This is a genomic window from Pseudophaeobacter sp. (assembly GCF_039971195.1).
In the GTDB taxonomy this organism is placed as follows: Bacteria; Pseudomonadota; Alphaproteobacteria; order Rhodobacterales; family Rhodobacteraceae; genus Pseudophaeobacter.
Genome location: NZ_JBDWPJ010000139.1, coordinates 23,301 through 38,724 on the forward strand (window position 1 = coordinate 23,301; position 15,424 = coordinate 38,724).

Consider the following 15,424-nt stretch of genomic DNA (forward strand, 5'->3'; position numbering starts at 1 on the left):
GCGAGGTAAAATGGTCTGAACTCATCTTCAGTATAAATACGTGGAGATGGACCGATGCAGGGCCCCGAAGAAATCCTGAAATTCTGGTTGGACGAGGTTGGCGAAAAAGGGTGGTATCTGAGCGATGACACCCTGGATGAGACCATCCGGACCCGTTTCAAAGAGACCTGGGAGGAGGCCTGCGCGGGCAAGTTTTCCCTGTGGCTGACCTATCCCACCGGCACTCTGGCCTATATCATCCTGACGGATCAGTTCCCGCGCAATATGTTTCGCGGCACTGGTGAGGCCTTTCACTCTGACCGCATCTCGCTGAGTGCTGCCAAGAACGCGATCCAGCGTAAATGGGACATGAAAATTGACGAGCCCGCCCGGCAGTTCTTTTATCTGCCGCTGATGCATTCGGAGAACCTTTGTGATCAGGAACGCTGTGTGCGGCTTATGCTGGAGCGGATGCCTGAAAGTGGCGCCTCCAACATGCTGCATGCGCGGGCGCACCGCGAAGTGATCCGGCTGTTTGGCCGCTTCCCCTATCGCAACGAGGCGCTGCTGCGTCACAGCACTGGACCGGAAGAGGACTATGTCTCGGCTGGGGGCTACGGATCTACTGTGCGTCAGCTGCAGGCAGGATAAGCCGGGCCGCTGGCAGTTTCGGCCTTTGATGGCAGTCAGTTTGGCGGCGTCTCTAGTTCAGGGACGCCGTTTCTTCTGCCGGGCAATTGGCCACATGGGGCACCCAGCGGGCCACCTCTCTGGAGATCTCTGCTACCGCCGTTTCTACTGCTGCGCTGACCACCTGGGTTGGCAGCTGTTTCAGGGTTGCAATCTCTAGTTTCAGCGCACTCAACTGCTCTTCGACCCGCGCCAGACGCAGCCGCATTTCGGTGCTATCCGGCCCCTCTGTGCGCTGCAGCGCCTGCGTCAGATCCGAGAACTCCTGGGTCAATGTCTGGGCCTGCACATGCAGCGGCGTCAGATCGCGGCTGATTTCGCCAAGCCGATCTGTCACCGCACTGGCCGAGGTAAAGAGTTTCCAGCCCAGAAACAAACACAGCGCCAGTAAAATCAGCGTGGCATTGAGCAGGGCTTTGAACAGGTCGAATAGAGTCTTCGTCATTGTCAGATCACTTTACGATTCTGGGAGGAATTCAGGCTAGTATAGGCCAAGTTGCAGGCCTATGGTTTTATCAATGAAGACGCGGGCGAGACCTGTCTTTTGTGTGCACCACCGCTGGGTCTGGCTCTTGATCTGATGGAGATTTTGCTTGGGTATACTGCGATCTTGCAGTTTTTGGCAAAGTAGTTTAACGGTGAACTAATTTATTTTGATCCTGCTGGCGAGGAAGAAACCATGGCCGCACAAACCTATGATGTGATCGTAATTGGCGCAGGGCCTGGTGGCTATGTGGCTGCTATTCGGGCGGCGCAGCTGGGGCTCAAAACGGCGATTGTTGAGCGCGAAAACCTGGGCGGCATCTGCCTCAACTGGGGCTGTATCCCCACCAAGGCGCTGCTGCGCTCTTCTGAGGTCTTTCACTTGATGGAGCGGGCCAAGGAATTTGGCCTCAGCGCTGAAAACATCACCTATGATCTGGATGCGGTGGTGAAACGCTCGCGCGGGGTGGCCAAACAGCTCTCTTCGGGCGTGGCCCATCTGATGAAGAAGAACAAGATCACCGTGGTCATGGGTGAAGCTACTATACCGGCCAAGGGCAAAGTCACCGTCAAAACCGATAAAGGAACTGAGGAGCTGGCGGCCAAGAACATAATCCTGGCCACGGGGGCGCGGGCGCGCGAGCTTCCGGGTCTGGAAGGCGATGGCGATCTGGTCTGGACCTACCGCGATGCGCTGGTACCGCCACGGATGCCTAAGAAATTGCTGGTCATCGGTTCTGGCGCCATCGGCATCGAATTTGCCAGTTTCTACAACACCCTTGGCGCCGATACCACGGTGGTTGAGGTCATGGATCGGGTCCTGCCGGTTGAAGACGCTGAAATCTCTGCTTTTGCCAAGAAGAGCTTTGTCAAACAGGGCATGAAGATCATGGAGAAAGCCATGGTCAAGCAGCTGGACCGGGGCAAGGGCAAGGTCACCGCCCATATCGAGACTGGCGGCAAGGTTGAAAAGATGGAGTTCGACACGGTGATCTCTGCCGTGGGTATTGTCGGCAATGTCGAGGGGCTCGGGCTGGAGGCGCTGGGGGTCAAGATTGACCGCACCCATGTGGTGACCGATGCCTATTGCCGGACCGGCGTTGACGGGCTTTATGCCATTGGCGATATCGCCGGCGCGCCCTGGCTGGCACATAAGGCGAGCCACGAAGGGGTTATGGTTGCCGATCTGATCGGGGGTAAACATGCGCATCCGGTCAAACCCGAGAGCATTGCGGGCTGCACCTATTGTCAGCCGCAGGTGGCTAGCGTTGGCTATACCGAAGCCAAGGCCAAAGAGCTGGGCTATGACATCAAGGTTGGCCGCTTCCCCTTTATTGGCAACGGCAAGGCCATTGCATTGGGCGAGGCCGAAGGGCTGGTCAAAACCGTGTTTGATGCCAAAACCGGTGAACTGCTGGGCGCCCATATGGTCGGCGCCGAGGTGACCGAACTGATCCAGGGCTATGTGGTGGGTCGCCAGTTGGAGACCACCGAAGAGGACCTGATGAACACGGTCTTCCCGCATCCTACCTTGAGCGAAATGATGCATGAAAGCGTGCTGGATGCCTTTGATCGGGTCATCCATATGTAGGGTTGCCTGCTCATTTGGAGCTTGAACTGACACTGATTAGACGCGCGCATGCCTCTGGGATGCGCGCATCTACTGTTTTATGGAGCGTGCTTTTTCCTTTGCTTTGATGCTATTAGCTATGGCTCTGGAAGATTTGGTTCAATTGCCTCTCAATGCTTAAACAGATCCCCTGCAAATAGGGCCACCCTGCCATATTCTCACCGTCTTTCTCCAGCAGGCTTTGCCAACCAATCCTTGGACGGCAGAAGACTCCTGCGATTTGGTGATTTACCTTAGTAAAAAGGAGAGCCCGCCGGTTCACTGGTGGGTGGGATTAAATATGAGTCTAAAAGCCTTATTTCGCTGGAATCCAATCAACCTATTTGCGCCGCATGGTCTGCCCAGAAGGCCAAGCAATGACAAAATGGAAATTCTTCGCAACTGGCACTCCGAAGTCGCCCGCGCTAGAACTGGCTGGTAACAGCGGGAGCCAAGCTCTCCGCTGCCAGAACAGTTGGAGGATGCCTTGGGGGTTCAAACACTAACACGCTGGCCATTGATCCTTGCGATCTGGGCTGCTGGCCTGGGGGTGGCGGCGCAATATGGTAAGATCAGTGTTATCTTTGATCGCATGGGCGCGCTCTATCCTGATGCTGGCGCGGGTGTCAGTTTTACGGTCTCTCTGGTTGGCATTGTTGGCATCATCTTTGGCGTGGTGGCGGGCCTGTTTGTCAGCTCGATCGGCTATCGGCGCAGCCTGATCTGGTCTCTGTGGCTCGGCGCTGCAATGTCGGGCCTACAGGCGCTGCATCCGCCTTTTGAGCTGTTTTTGCTGACACGTCTCATCGAAGGGCTGTCGCATCTTGGTGTGGTTGTCGCCGGTCCGACCCTGATTGCAGCCCTCAGCTCCTACAAGGACCGTGGCCTCGCCATGACCCTGTGGAGCACGTTTTTTGGCGTTGCCTTTACGCTTTTGGCCTGGTTTGGCCTGCCGCTGGTGCGCTCTGCCGGCGTTTTGTCTTTGTTTGCGGCCCATGCGGTGGTCATGGCAGCCTTGGCCTTTTGGTTGGGGCTGGCGCTGCGTGACGTGCCAGTGCCTGCACGGCGGCCCTTTCCGGCCTGGTCCAGCCTACCGGCGCTGCATGTGCCGATCTATCGTTCGCCCTGGATGGCGGCCCCCGCGGCGGGGTGGCTGTTTTACACCTGCTGTTTTGTCTCTATCCTGACTGTGATTCCACCTCATATAGCGCCAGAGCTGCGCGGATTTGTGCTGGGTGCGATGCCATTGGCCAGTATCGCAACTTCGATGATCCTGGGGGTCGCTCTGATGCGGCGTTTTACGGCCGTGCAGGTGACTCAGGTCGGCTTCCTGGCCTCTGGAGCGGGAGTGATCTGGTTGTGGCTGGTACCGGGCGATCCAATCGCCTGTATCGCCCTCGCTGGGGCCATGGGGCTGGTACAGGGCGCTTCTTTTGCTGCGATACCACAGTTGAACGCGGGAGATTCCGAACGGGCGCAGGCCGGTGGCATTCTGGCTCAGGCCGGGAATCTCGGCAATACAATCGGCACGCCATTGATGGTTCTGGCGCTGTCGCTGGCCGGGTTTTCCGGGTTGATGGCGGTCTTGCTCACCCTGTTTCTCTGCGGGTTTCTGGCGCATCAGATCCTGGCCCAGAAACGTCGGGCACCCCCCGGCTGAACACTGCGCGATAAAAATAGAGCTACGCCCCATATTTGGCGGTCGTTGGCCGGAAAGTGAGAACATGTTCCACTAACGTTCTCATTTTTCTGTTGGAGACTCAGACCGGATTGCCTATCTGTATGGCAACAACTGGCGTCGGGCCGATCCCGCAGTGGCCAGTGTATTGCACGAGGGCACTATGGCTGAGTTGAAATCCATCGAGGTACGCGGCGCGCGCGAACATAATCTCAAGAATATCGACGTGGATATTCCGCGTGATGAGCTGGTGGTGATCACCGGGCTGTCGGGCTCAGGCAAGTCTTCTCTGGCCTTTGACACCATCTATGCCGAAGGTCAGCGCCGCTATGTCGAAAGCCTGTCGGCCTATGCCCGCCAGTTCCTCGATATGATGGAGAAACCGGATGTGGATCACATCTCCGGCCTCAGCCCGGCGATCTCGATCGAGCAAAAGACCACCTCCAAAAACCCGCGTTCCACTGTCGGTACCGTAACCGAGATTTATGACTACCTGCGACTGTTGTTTGCCCGGGCAGGTACGCCCTATTCGCCCGCAACCGGTAAGCCGATTGAGGCGCAGCAGGTGCAGGATATGGTGGACCGGGTGATGACCTTGGAAGAGGGTACACGCGGGTACCTTTTGGCGCCCATCGTGCGGGACCGCAAAGGCGAATACAAAAAGGAGATGCTAGAGCTCAGGAAGCAGGGCTTTCAGCGGGTCAAGGTGGATGGCGAGTTCTACGAACTGGATGAGCCGCCCACACTGGACAAGAAATTCCGCCACGATATCGATGTGGTGGTCGACCGTCTGGTGGTGCGTGAAGGGCTGGAAACCCGGTTGGCGGATAGTCTCCGAACCGCGCTGGACCTGGCCGATGGTATCGCCATTCTGGAAACCGCGCCGCGCGAAGGTGACCCGGAGCGTATCACCTTCAGTGAGAATTTTGCCTGCCCCGTCAGTGGCTTCACCATTCCTGAGATTGAGCCACGGTTGTTCTCCTTTAACGCGCCCTTTGGCGCCTGTACGGAATGTGACGGGTTGGGCATGGAGCTGTTCTTTGACGAGCGGCTGGTGGTGCCGGATCAAAGCCTGAAGATCTATGATGGCGCTCTGGCCCCCTGGCGCAAGGGCAAGTCCCCCTATTTCCTGCAGACCATCGAAGCCATCGCAAAACACTATGAATTCGACAAGAACACCCAGTGGAAAGATCTCTCGCCCAAGGTGCAGCAGGTGTTCCTGCGCGGCTCCGGCGCGGAAGAAATCGCCTTTCGTTATGACGAGGGTGGCCGGGTCTATGAGGTCACGCGGGTGTTTGAGGGCGTCATTCCCAACATGGAGCGGCGCTACCGCGAGACTGACAGCAACTGGATCCGCGAAGAGTTTGAGCGCTATCAGAACAACCGCCCCTGCGGCGCCTGCGGGGGCTACCGGCTGCGCGAAGAGGCCCTGGCGGTCAAGATTGCCGGGGTGCATGTGGGGCAGGTGGTGCAGAAATCCATCCGTGAGGCGCTGGCCTGGATCGAGGATGTCCCCAACCATCTGAGCAAGCAAAAGCAAGAGATCGCCCGTGCCATCGTCAAGGAAATCCGCGAGCGTCTGGGTTTCCTGAATAACGTGGGTTTGGAGTACCTTACCCTATCCCGTTCAAGCGGAACCCTGTCGGGGGGCGAAAGCCAGCGGATCCGGCTGGCCAGCCAGATTGGCTCGGGTTTGACCGGGGTGCTTTATGTGTTGGATGAGCCGTCGATTGGTCTGCATCAGCGCGACAATGACCGGCTGATCACCACGCTGAAAAACCTGCGCGATCAGGGCAATACGGTGATCGTGGTCGAACATGATGAAGATATGATCCGCCAGGCGGATTACGTTTTTGACATCGGCCCCGGCGCCGGAGTGCATGGTGGCGAGGTCGTCAGCCACGGTACCGCAGCGCAGGTGACAGCGGATGCGGCTTCGATTACCGGGCAGTATCTCTCAGGGGTTCGAGAAATCCAGGTGCCTGCCAAGCGGCGCAAGGGCAACAAGAAAAAGCTCAAGGTGGTCAAGGCTACGGGCAACAACCTCAAAAACGTCACGGCGGAATTCCCGCTGGGCAAATTCCTTTGTGTGACTGGGGTTTCGGGCGGTGGAAAATCCACCCTGACCATCGAGACCCTGTTCAAAACCGCTTCGATGCGGCTGAACGGCGCGCGCCAGACCCCAGCGCCCTGCGAAAGCATCAAGGGGCTGGAGCATCTGGACAAAGTGATCGACATTGATCAGCGCGCCATTGGCCGCACGCCGCGTTCAAATCCAGCCACTTACACCGGGGCTTTCACCCCGATCCGAGATTGGTTTGCCGGTCTGCCAGAGGCCAAGACACGTGGTTACAAGCCAGGCCGGTTCAGCTTCAACGTCAAGGGCGGCCGCTGTGAGGCCTGCCAGGGTGACGGAGTCATCAAGATTGAGATGCACTTCCTGCCGGATGTCTATGTGGAATGCGAAACCTGCAAGGGCGCGCGCTACAACCGTGAGACGCTGGAGGTGCGATTCAAGGGTAAGAGCATCGCCGATGTGCTTGATATGACAGTAGAAGAAGCGCAGCAGTTCTTTCAGGCAGTGCCGACAATCCGCGACAAGATGGACGCGCTGATGCGGGTGGGACTGGGCTATATCAAGGTCGGCCAGCAGGCGACCACCCTGTCGGGCGGCGAGGCGCAGCGGGTGAAGCTTTCCAAGGAGCTTAGCAAACGCTCCACTGGGCGGACGCTTTATATCTTGGATGAACCCACTACGGGTCTGCATTTTGAGGATGTGAAGAAGCTCTTGGAAGTGCTGCACGAACTGGTCGATCAGGGCAATTCAGTGGTGGTGATTGAGCACAATCTCGATGTGATCAAAACCGCCGACTGGATCATTGATATTGGCCCCGAAGGCGGAGATGGCGGTGGTGAGATCGTTGCCACTGGCACGCCCGAGGATGTCGCCAAAGAGCCGCGCAGCCATACCGGGCATTATCTGAAGGAAATGCTATCGGCCAAAAAAGTTGCGGCAGAATAAGATGTTGGCCGGTGAAGTTCCGGCCAACAATCCTTTGGGGTGTAAGGCAGAGCCTATGCCGCCAAGGCCTGTTTGTCCGGTCGGTGCAGCAGGATTGGCAGAGCAAACAGGGCGAGAAACCCGGTGTTCAGCACCACGTTGAACCAGGCGCCAACCATGTAAGAGCCAAAACTATCTGGCAGAAACCAGGCCAGAACGCCGGTCAGGATGATCCTGCCACCAGTTTCCGCCGATTTGGCATAGACCTCTGTTGTGATGCCCCAGATCAGGGCCCCAAGACCCACCAGCAGCCCGCCGGAAATGGCCGCCAGAACATGGGCGCTATCGCTGTCTAGTGACTGTTGGCCATCCAGTGGCAGATGCACCAGATCAAGGAAGATATCAAAGACCGCCCGCAGCGGCGATATCAGGGCGAGGATCATTGCCAGCCCAAACAAGGTTGAGGCGAGGGCCGCAAATTTCAGGGCTTTGGTGGCTGTCTCATGGGTCATCTTTGGTCTCCTATAAGGTGATTGCTGAACCATCACCGGCGAGGATCATGAAAACAATTACCTCAGAGGTAAGTGTACTCCTGCTGCACACTGGCTAAGGTGGCGGCAGGGAACCAATTGGGCAGGTGTGATGGTCAGTTTTGGCGGTGTATTGAAGGAATGGCGCGGCATTCGCCGGATGAGTCAGCTGGATCTGGCGCTTTCGGCAGAGGTGTCGTCGCGCCATGTCTCTTTTCTGGAAACCGGACGGGCAAAACCCAGCCGGGATATGGTGCTGCGGCTCGGAGAAGAGCTGCAAATGCCCCTAGGCGCCCGCAACCAGCTGCTTTTGGCGGCAGGGTTGGCGCCAGCCTATGGTGCCACCAAACTGGCAGAGGCAGATCGCGCGCCCTTGCAGCAGGCGGTGGATTGGATGTTGCAGCGCCATGCGCCGTTTCCGGCCCTGGCCATCGATCACCACTGGGTGCTGCGGGCGATGAACCCGCCTGCGGCGGCGCTGCTGAGCACATCGGGGCTGCAGCTAGGAGACAGTTTGATAGACGCGCTGTGTAGCAACGATCAGCTGCGCGCCAGCCTGGTCAACCTTGAACAGGTGGAGGCGCTGACCCTGCAGAGGCTGCGCAGCGAGTTGGCCAATCTTGGCAAAGACGCGGTTTTAGAGGCGGCGGTGGCTCGGCTGCAACACCGCGTTGCGGCGCAACCCAAACAGGATCTGGGTGAAATGCCCGCCGTGATCCCTACACATTATCGGTTTAACGGGCTGGAGTTGAAACTATTTTCCACCCTGTCGCAGTTCACCTCTACCGGCGATATCGCCATGTCGGAACTGCGGCTGGAGATGATGTTCCCGGCAGATAACCCCACCAAAGAGGTGCTGCTGGCGCTGTTTTCTGGCTTCGAATAGGGGGTGAAAAATTAGTTCATACAGTGGTTTAGCAGCTTGGCTTCATAGTGACGCAGGGCAGGGCGGGCCGCAGCTCCATAGCCTTTGGATTGATCCGCGCTCAACTCAGGGAACAGCGCAAAGAGTTCGGCCTGGGTTTCCGCGTCAAAACTGGCAGAGGTCTGCGGGCCGGGGTGGTAGCTTTCGCTCAGCACGCCCTGGGAGGTGAGGATCTCATGCTGGTCAAACAGCAGGTGGTAATAGTCGATCCATTCCAGGCTATGATCAGGGCGAATGCTACAGTCATTGACCAGATCCTTGGCCTTGACCAACACCTCATCCTCGCCAAACAACAGCTCGGCATATTGGCCGGTGATGAGCATCCGGTGATTGGGAGAGACCAGTAGGTCTGACTCTGCCCCTAGCTGCCCCTTGGAAAAACGAATGGGGGCTGTCGCGGCAGAGAGCGGCACCCTGCTGTGGCCGACCCAGCGCAGCGGTTGGGGGCCGCTGTCATAGGTCTGCACCATCATGCCCGCGCGCAGGTCTTCGATGGCCACAGCTCCGTTGGGCGTGTCGATCAGGGTGCCGCGCAGGAAACAGGCCTGGGCCTGGTTGATCTCCACCAGCGCGGTGTCGCTGTCACCGCTGTCGTTTTCAGTGGTGTAGTTGAAATAGACCGTTTCATTATCCCCATCCGCGAGCACCTGCAGGGTGCCATCGGGGTTCAGGGTGATCTGCTGGCCGGTGGCCAGGGTCACAGTGTCGCCGACGGAGACGGCGATGTCATTGATATGGGTAATGGTCAGCGTGCCGCCCGCGGTGCTGCTGTCATTGGCCAGAACATCCAAGGAGCGCGAGGCGTTGAGGCTAGTATCTAAGATGTCATCCTGCGCCACAAAAGCGGTCTGCACCGAGCCACCTGCCACCAAAAGGTTGGTGTCATAGCTGCTGTCGGAGACATCGGCGACGCCGATCTTGATTGAATTGACCACGCCTGCATTCACCGGGGCGGTGAAGGTCAGGGTGATGGTAAAGCCATCCATCTCGGTGTTGTACTGATCGTTGGTATTGTCGACATAAATGTTCTGGGTATCGTTCTGGTTGATATTGCCAATCGAGGCAGAGCCATCACCGATGGTGACCTGCGCCTGCACCCCGTTGACCCAGACGCCGACAACATCGTTGTACTGTGAGTTTGAAAACTCCGGGTATTCCTCTGACGACAATACAAAATCAAGCGTCAGAACGTCACCGTCAGGGATGAAGTCGATCTCCATGTAGGAGGCGTCATAGGTGGCAGAGCCCGCGAGGGCGTTGAAATCTGCATCGCCATTGGTGCCAGAGGTATTGGTGCTGGTGCTACCAGAGGTATTGGTATTGCTGCTGCCGGAACTATTGGTGAAATCCGCAACATGGCCCGTAGAGAGGATCACTCCGCTGTCGGCGGGGGCAACCCCGGCCACGGTGGTATCCGCGCCCGTATAGATACCGGAGGAGGCCGCATCGCCGGAATAGCTGGCACTGACAACGGTGGTACCATCGCCAAAGATCTCCTGCGCCATCTGCGTCGAACTGGCGGAGGTATTGATATTGAGTTCTGTGGCCGTTGGCATGGGACGTTCTGCACCTATTAGCGACCGCATAACACCCGCGGCTTGGGTCTAGGTGTCGCTTTGAACTTGGACTGAAATGTGGAGATGCAGTGCCCATTTTCAGAATTTTAATCAAATTGAACAAAAGATTAAGGCAGCCATTGCCATCTTTGGCCTGCTGTCTTCGATGCGCGCGGCCGCTTGGTGGGCAAGGGGAAAGCCATAGAAAAACCCGCCCCGGTCCTGCAGCACATAGGGGCTGAACAGGTCCGGGGCGGGCAAAAGGTACTCTTGTCTGGCGTGCTGGGCTTAACCGCGACCACGCTTTTCAAACCGGGGCAACATGGCAGAGAAATCCATGCCAAGCCCGTCTTCGGCTTCGACAAACTGGGTGTATAGCGCCTGCGCCAGTTCGCCCATCGGGGTGTCGGCATCGGCGCTTTCGGCGGCCTGTTGGCTCAAACGCAAATCTTTCAGCATCAGCTCGGCGGCAAAGCCGGGTTTGTAGTCGTTGTCCGATGGCGACTGTGGGCCAACGCCGGGCGCCGGGCAATAGGCGTTCATGGTCCAGGAATAGCCAGAGGAGGTGGAGACCACGTCAAACATCTTTTGACGGTCCAGACCGAGCTTGTCTGCCAGAGCAAAGGCCTCGCAGGTGGCGACCATGGTAACGCCGAGGATCATGTTGTTGCAGATCTTGGCGGCCTGGCCAGCGCCGGCCGCGCCGCAATGCACCGCCTTCTGGCCCATGATGTCAAACAGCGGCGCGGCCTTGCCAAAGGCCTCCGCGCTGCCGCCGGCCATAAAGGTCAATGTGCCGCCCGCCGCGCCGCCAATGCCGCCGGATACTGGCGCATCGACAAACAACAGATCAGAAGCCTCGGCCTGTTCACCCACGGCGCGGGCGGAATCCACATCCACAGTGGAGCAATCCACCAAGGTAGCGCCTGCGCTCATGGCAGGCAGGATCTCATTGGCGACCGCGCGCAGGATCTGGCCATTGGGCAGCATGGTGATGACAACATCGGCGCCGGTGGCGGCCTCAGCGCCGCTGGCGCCCATGGTGACACCGTCGATGGCCACATCTGCCATGTCAAAGCCGATAACCTCGTGGCCTTCTTTGGCGAGATTGGTAGCCATTGGGCCACCCATATTACCGAGACCAATAAAACCGATTTTCATGCGTTATTCCTCCTCAAAAACCAAGGCATCCCGGCTCAGTGGCATCAGCATTTGGCTGACGGCAGTGGCGGGGATGTCCTGTTGGGCATATTGCCATTTGGGCTGGCGATCCTTGTCGATGATCTGGGCGCGGATACCTTCGAGAAAATCACCCTTATCCATCGAACGATAGGTGAAGCGGTACTCCCCCTCCAGTGCCTTGCGAATGCCAAGCCCGGTGCCGCGCAGCCGGTGCAACAGCTCGATGGTGCAGGCCATCGACAGGGGGGAATTGCGGCCAAGGGTCTTGAGCGCCTTTTCCGCGAATTCACTGCCATCGGCCTTCAGCACAGTCATTACATCGCCAAGGGTCTCTCCGGCAAAGCAGCGGTCGATATCTGCCTGCATCGCTTCCAAAGTGCCCTCGGGGGGCTTTTGTGAGGCGATGCTCAGCAGCCCGGCATCGCCGTCTTTTTCCAGGTTGCTGATCAGCACCGGCCAAAAGCTCTCGGGAATGTAGAAATCGGCAAAACCGGCATAGATTGCATCTCCGGCCTTCATCCTGGCCGCAGTGGTGCCGAGGTATTCCCCCAGACGCCCCGGTGCCAAGGCCAGCATCAGGGTGCCGCCCACATCGGGGATCAGGCCGATGCCGACTTCGGGCATGGAGACTTGACTGCTGTCGCCCACCACCCGGTGAGTGCCGTGGCAGCCAATGCCAACGCCGCCACCCATGGTAAAGCCCTGCAGGAAGCTGACTACGGGTTTGGGGTATTCAAAGATATAGGCGTTCAGACGGTATTCATCGCGCCAGAATTTGCGGCCATAGGCATAGTCACCTGCGGTGCCGGTGTCATAGAGCTCTGCAATGTCGCCGCCGGCACAAAAGGCCTTGTCACCCTCGGCATCGATGACAATCAGCTGCACCGTGTCATCATCGGCCCATTGCCGCAGCGCTGCATCGATCTGCATGCACATGTCATAAGAGAGCGCGTTCAGCGCCTTGCCGCGGGTGAGGGTGATGCGACCGGCCTTGCCACGCACACGGATATTGATATCGCTCATAGTTTCCTCGCAGTTGACCAGTCCGTATCCCCAGTGACCAGAGCGCCCAACAGGGGGCAACCGCGGTCACTGGTTTGGGAAGCTGTGTAGCCTGCTTAGCTGTGTTCAGCCAGCAAATGGCGCGCGACAATCACCCGCATGATCTCATTGGTGCCTTCGAGGATCTGATGCACCCGCAGGTCACGGACCAGTTTTTCGATGCCGTAATCCGCGAGGTAGCCGTAGCCGCCGTGCAGCTGCAGGCATTGGTCGACAATTTTGGATCCGGCCTCGGTGACAAATTTCTTTGCCATGGCGCAGTGTTTGCTGGCGTCAGGCGCGCCCTGGTCCAGTTTCCAGGCGGCCTGGCGCAGGAAGACGCGGGCGGCCTGCAGTTCGATCTCCATATCCGCAAGGCGGAACTGCAGACCCTGGAACTGGTCGATGCTTTTGCCAAAGGCTTTGCGCTCGGACATATATTGCAGCGTCAGGTTCAGCGCTGTCTGCGCCGCCCCCAGCGAACAGGACGAGATGTTGAGACGGCCGCCGTCCAGACCCATCATCGCATATTTGAAACCCTTGCCTTCTTCGCCCACCAGATTGTTGGCGGGGATTTTGCAATCGTCAAACTGCACCTGGGCGGTAGGCTGGCTTTTCCAGCCCATCTTTTCCTCAAGCCCGCCAAAGGAGAGGCCCTCGGTGCCATCTTCGACATAGACGGTAGAGATGCCCTTAGGGCCATCCTCGCCGGTGCGCACCATGCAGACATAGGCGTCCGAATAGCCACCACCCGAGATGAAGGCCTTGTTGCCGTTCAGGGTGTAGCCTTCGTTTGTCTTGTCGGCGCGGGTTTTCAGCGCCGCCGCGTCGGAGCCTGATCCCGGTTCGGTCAGGCAGTAGCTGAGCACGGTGTTCAGCGACAGCACATCCGGCATGATCCGGGCCTTCATATCGTCGCTGGCAAAGCTGTCGAGCATCTTGGCGCACATATTGTGGATCGACAGAAACGCCGCCACCGAGGGGCAGGCCATTGACAGAGCTTCAAACACCAATGTGGCATCAAGGCGCGACAGGGCCGAGCCGCCGGTTTCTTCGCTGACATAAAGCCCGCCAAAACCCAGCTCGCCCACCTGGGGCCATAGCTCTTTGGGGATGGTGCCCTCAGATTCCCACTGACGTGCAAAGGGCGCGATGTTTTCCTGGCCAAATGCGTGAGCCATATCAAAAATCGCGGTCTGTTCCTCGGTCAAAGCAAAATCCACGTCCTGTCCTCCCTGGCGTGTATGAATTGAACGGTTGTTTATTTAATAGCCGCACCGAGGCTCAAGAGCAAGCTGCGCTGCTGCAAACTCGACCTGCAAGAATGGAGTGGCTGTAGCGGGACACTTCGTTTTGCAGTGCGGGACACTTCCCATTGCAGCAAATTTTTCTAGACCAACGCCCTGTTTTATTTTCCAGAACTGGACCCGAGGCCACCCACCTTTGGTGCCAATTTCGGAGTGAGTTTGGGACACTTCGCATTGCAGTACGGGACACTTCCCATTTCAAAATTGGTTGTAACGCATCCCGAACCGTTTAAAATTTCCGGCTGCGGCTGTCTTCAAAGGTCTTTTGAAGAGGCTTGAAACTGCTCGGAGCCGCGCTCTTGGGGCAGGCCTTTCAATTCTTCCCAACTTTGAGGCAGTAGCATTGCACTCAGAACTGCGCCGACCTCCGGCAGGAAAGAGCGCCACATGAGTGCCCCCGCTATTGTTTGGTTCGAAGACTTCCAACTTACACAGAACGCGGGCGGCACACTCCCGAAGAGGTTTCAAAATGGGCGTCGCTATACTTCTTTGATCGGGCTCGCGACGAGTGTCGGCATCTCTGTCCCAAATGGCGCTAACGGCTGCTTGCAGCCCTTTCAAGACATTCGTGCAAGGTGCAGCGAGCGACTGGGCGCTTACACATAGGCGGGAAGCGGAAGTTCGCCGCAGCTGCACCTTGGATAATACACCTTTCAAATGCAGACATTGGATTCTGAGCTGCCTGGTTGAGGCTCAGCTTATCGCACCCGCTGAAGGTTCCGAAACGCCTCAGATTGTTCAAGTGCGACCGCGCGACGATCTCCTAAGTCGATAAGGCAGTCTAAGACCTCTAGCAGGTTTGTCTTGTCGATCTGGGAAAGAGGATGAAGATCCTTGGCGTAGCTTTGCACTCTTGCTGAGATTTTTGCGGAGATCAAACTGCCAGACCAGAGTTCGGGGCGTGCCGACACAACTTCCATTGCGTGCCTGACGTCTTCGCAGAATGCGTTTAACGGCTGATGAACTCTGACCTGCTCCCCTGAAACGTCCGGTGTTTTGAGTTAGCCTGTTCTCCAACTGAGGAGACAGACGATGAAGAGAAGCCGTTTCAGCGAAGAACAGATCATTGGGGTTTTGAAAGAGCATCAGGCTGGGCTTGGAGCGAAGGAGCTTTGCCGCAAGCACGGTGTCAGCGATGCGACGTTTTACAAATGGCGGTCCAAGTATGGCGGGATGGACGTGTCGACGCGAAGAAGCTGAAGGCCCTGGAAGTTGAGAACGCCAAGCTAAAGAAGTTGCTGGCTGAGCAGATGATGGACGTGTCGACGCTCAAGGAAATGCTGGGAAAAAACTTTTGAGGCTCGGCTCACGCAGAAACGCCGTGACCTGGGCCATGAAAGAGAAGCGATACAATCAAAAGCGCGCCTGTGCCTTGGCCGGTATTGATCCACGGGTCTATCGACGTGTGTCGAAGCGGCCAGCGGATACGGAGCTGCGTGGGCG

Annotated in this window: 11 protein-coding genes and 1 pseudogene; 6 read left to right on the forward strand and 6 right to left on the reverse strand. The window is 57.7% G+C overall.

Annotation, left to right across the window (positions count from 1 at the left end; translation table 11 throughout):
- Positions 1–54: 54 nt before the first annotated feature.
- Complete coding sequence (locus tag ABJP42_RS12080) at positions 55–630, forward strand: DUF924 family protein (protein WP_348340661.1); 576 nt, start codon at positions 55–57, stop codon at positions 628–630.
- A 52-nt stretch (positions 631–682) separates the two neighbouring features.
- Here the strand turns inward: ABJP42_RS12080 and ABJP42_RS12085 are convergent, their stop codons facing one another.
- Positions 683–1,114 carry a hypothetical protein gene (locus tag ABJP42_RS12085; RefSeq protein ID WP_348340663.1) on the reverse strand — a complete coding sequence of 144 codons (432 nt, stop codon included), beginning with the start codon at positions 1,112–1,114 and terminating at the stop codon, positions 683–685.
- Between the two features lie 234 nt (positions 1,115–1,348).
- Here ABJP42_RS12085 and lpdA point away from each other — a divergent pair, with 234 nt between their 5' ends.
- The 3 genes from lpdA to uvrA all read left to right on the forward strand — a co-directional run bounded on the left by lpdA (position 1,349) and on the right by uvrA (position 7,461).
- Positions 1,349–2,743 carry a dihydrolipoyl dehydrogenase gene (gene lpdA / locus ABJP42_RS12090; RefSeq protein ID WP_348340665.1) on the forward strand — a complete coding sequence of 465 codons (1,395 nt, stop codon included), beginning with the start codon at positions 1,349–1,351 and terminating at the stop codon, positions 2,741–2,743.
- A 505-nt stretch (positions 2,744–3,248) separates the two neighbouring features.
- Positions 3,249–4,421: an MFS transporter gene (locus ABJP42_RS12095; RefSeq protein ID WP_348340667.1), complete on the forward strand. Its 1,173-nt coding sequence runs from the start codon at positions 3,249–3,251 to the stop codon at positions 4,419–4,421.
- Positions 4,422–4,602: 181 nt separating this feature from the next.
- On the forward strand, positions 4,603–7,461 hold the full coding sequence (uvrA, locus tag ABJP42_RS12100; RefSeq protein ID WP_348340669.1) for an excinuclease ABC subunit UvrA: 2,859 nt from the start codon (positions 4,603–4,605) through the stop codon (positions 7,459–7,461).
- A gap of 53 nt (positions 7,462–7,514) precedes the next feature.
- Here uvrA and ABJP42_RS12105 read toward each other — a convergent pair whose 3' ends face one another.
- Complete coding sequence (locus tag ABJP42_RS12105; protein ID WP_348340671.1) at positions 7,515–7,952, reverse strand: excinuclease ABC subunit A; 438 nt, start codon at positions 7,950–7,952, stop codon at positions 7,515–7,517.
- A gap of 130 nt (positions 7,953–8,082) precedes the next feature.
- Here ABJP42_RS12105 and ABJP42_RS12110 point away from each other — a divergent pair, with 130 nt between their 5' ends.
- Positions 8,083–8,856, forward strand: coding sequence for a helix-turn-helix domain-containing protein (locus tag ABJP42_RS12110; protein ID WP_348340681.1), 774 nt, complete (start codon positions 8,083–8,085; stop codon positions 8,854–8,856).
- An 11-nt stretch (positions 8,857–8,867) separates the two neighbouring features.
- Here ABJP42_RS12110 and ABJP42_RS12115 read toward each other — a convergent pair whose 3' ends face one another.
- The 4 genes from ABJP42_RS12115 to ABJP42_RS12130 all read right to left on the reverse strand — a co-directional run bounded on the left by ABJP42_RS12115 (position 8,868) and on the right by ABJP42_RS12130 (position 13,897).
- Entirely contained in the window at positions 8,868–10,451 is a 1,584-nt protein-coding gene (locus ABJP42_RS12115) for a choice-of-anchor L domain-containing protein (protein WP_348340673.1), read from the reverse strand.
- A 288-nt stretch (positions 10,452–10,739) separates the two neighbouring features.
- Positions 10,740–11,612, reverse strand: coding sequence for a 3-hydroxyisobutyrate dehydrogenase (mmsB, locus tag ABJP42_RS12120; RefSeq protein ID WP_348340675.1), 873 nt, complete (start codon positions 11,610–11,612; stop codon positions 10,740–10,742).
- A 3-nt stretch (positions 11,613–11,615) separates the two neighbouring features.
- Complete coding sequence (locus ABJP42_RS12125) at positions 11,616–12,656, reverse strand: enoyl-CoA hydratase/isomerase family protein (RefSeq protein WP_348340677.1); 1,041 nt, start codon at positions 12,654–12,656, stop codon at positions 11,616–11,618.
- Between the two features lie 95 nt (positions 12,657–12,751).
- Positions 12,752–13,897, reverse strand: coding sequence for an acyl-CoA dehydrogenase family protein (locus tag ABJP42_RS12130; RefSeq protein ID WP_348340679.1), 1,146 nt, complete (start codon positions 13,895–13,897; stop codon positions 12,752–12,754).
- A gap of 1,116 nt (positions 13,898–15,013) precedes the next feature.
- On the opposite strand from ABJP42_RS12130, the pseudogene ABJP42_RS12135 reads away from it, so the two are divergent.
- A pseudogene (locus ABJP42_RS12135) lies at positions 15,014–15,424 on the forward strand (transposase); the annotation flags it as partial.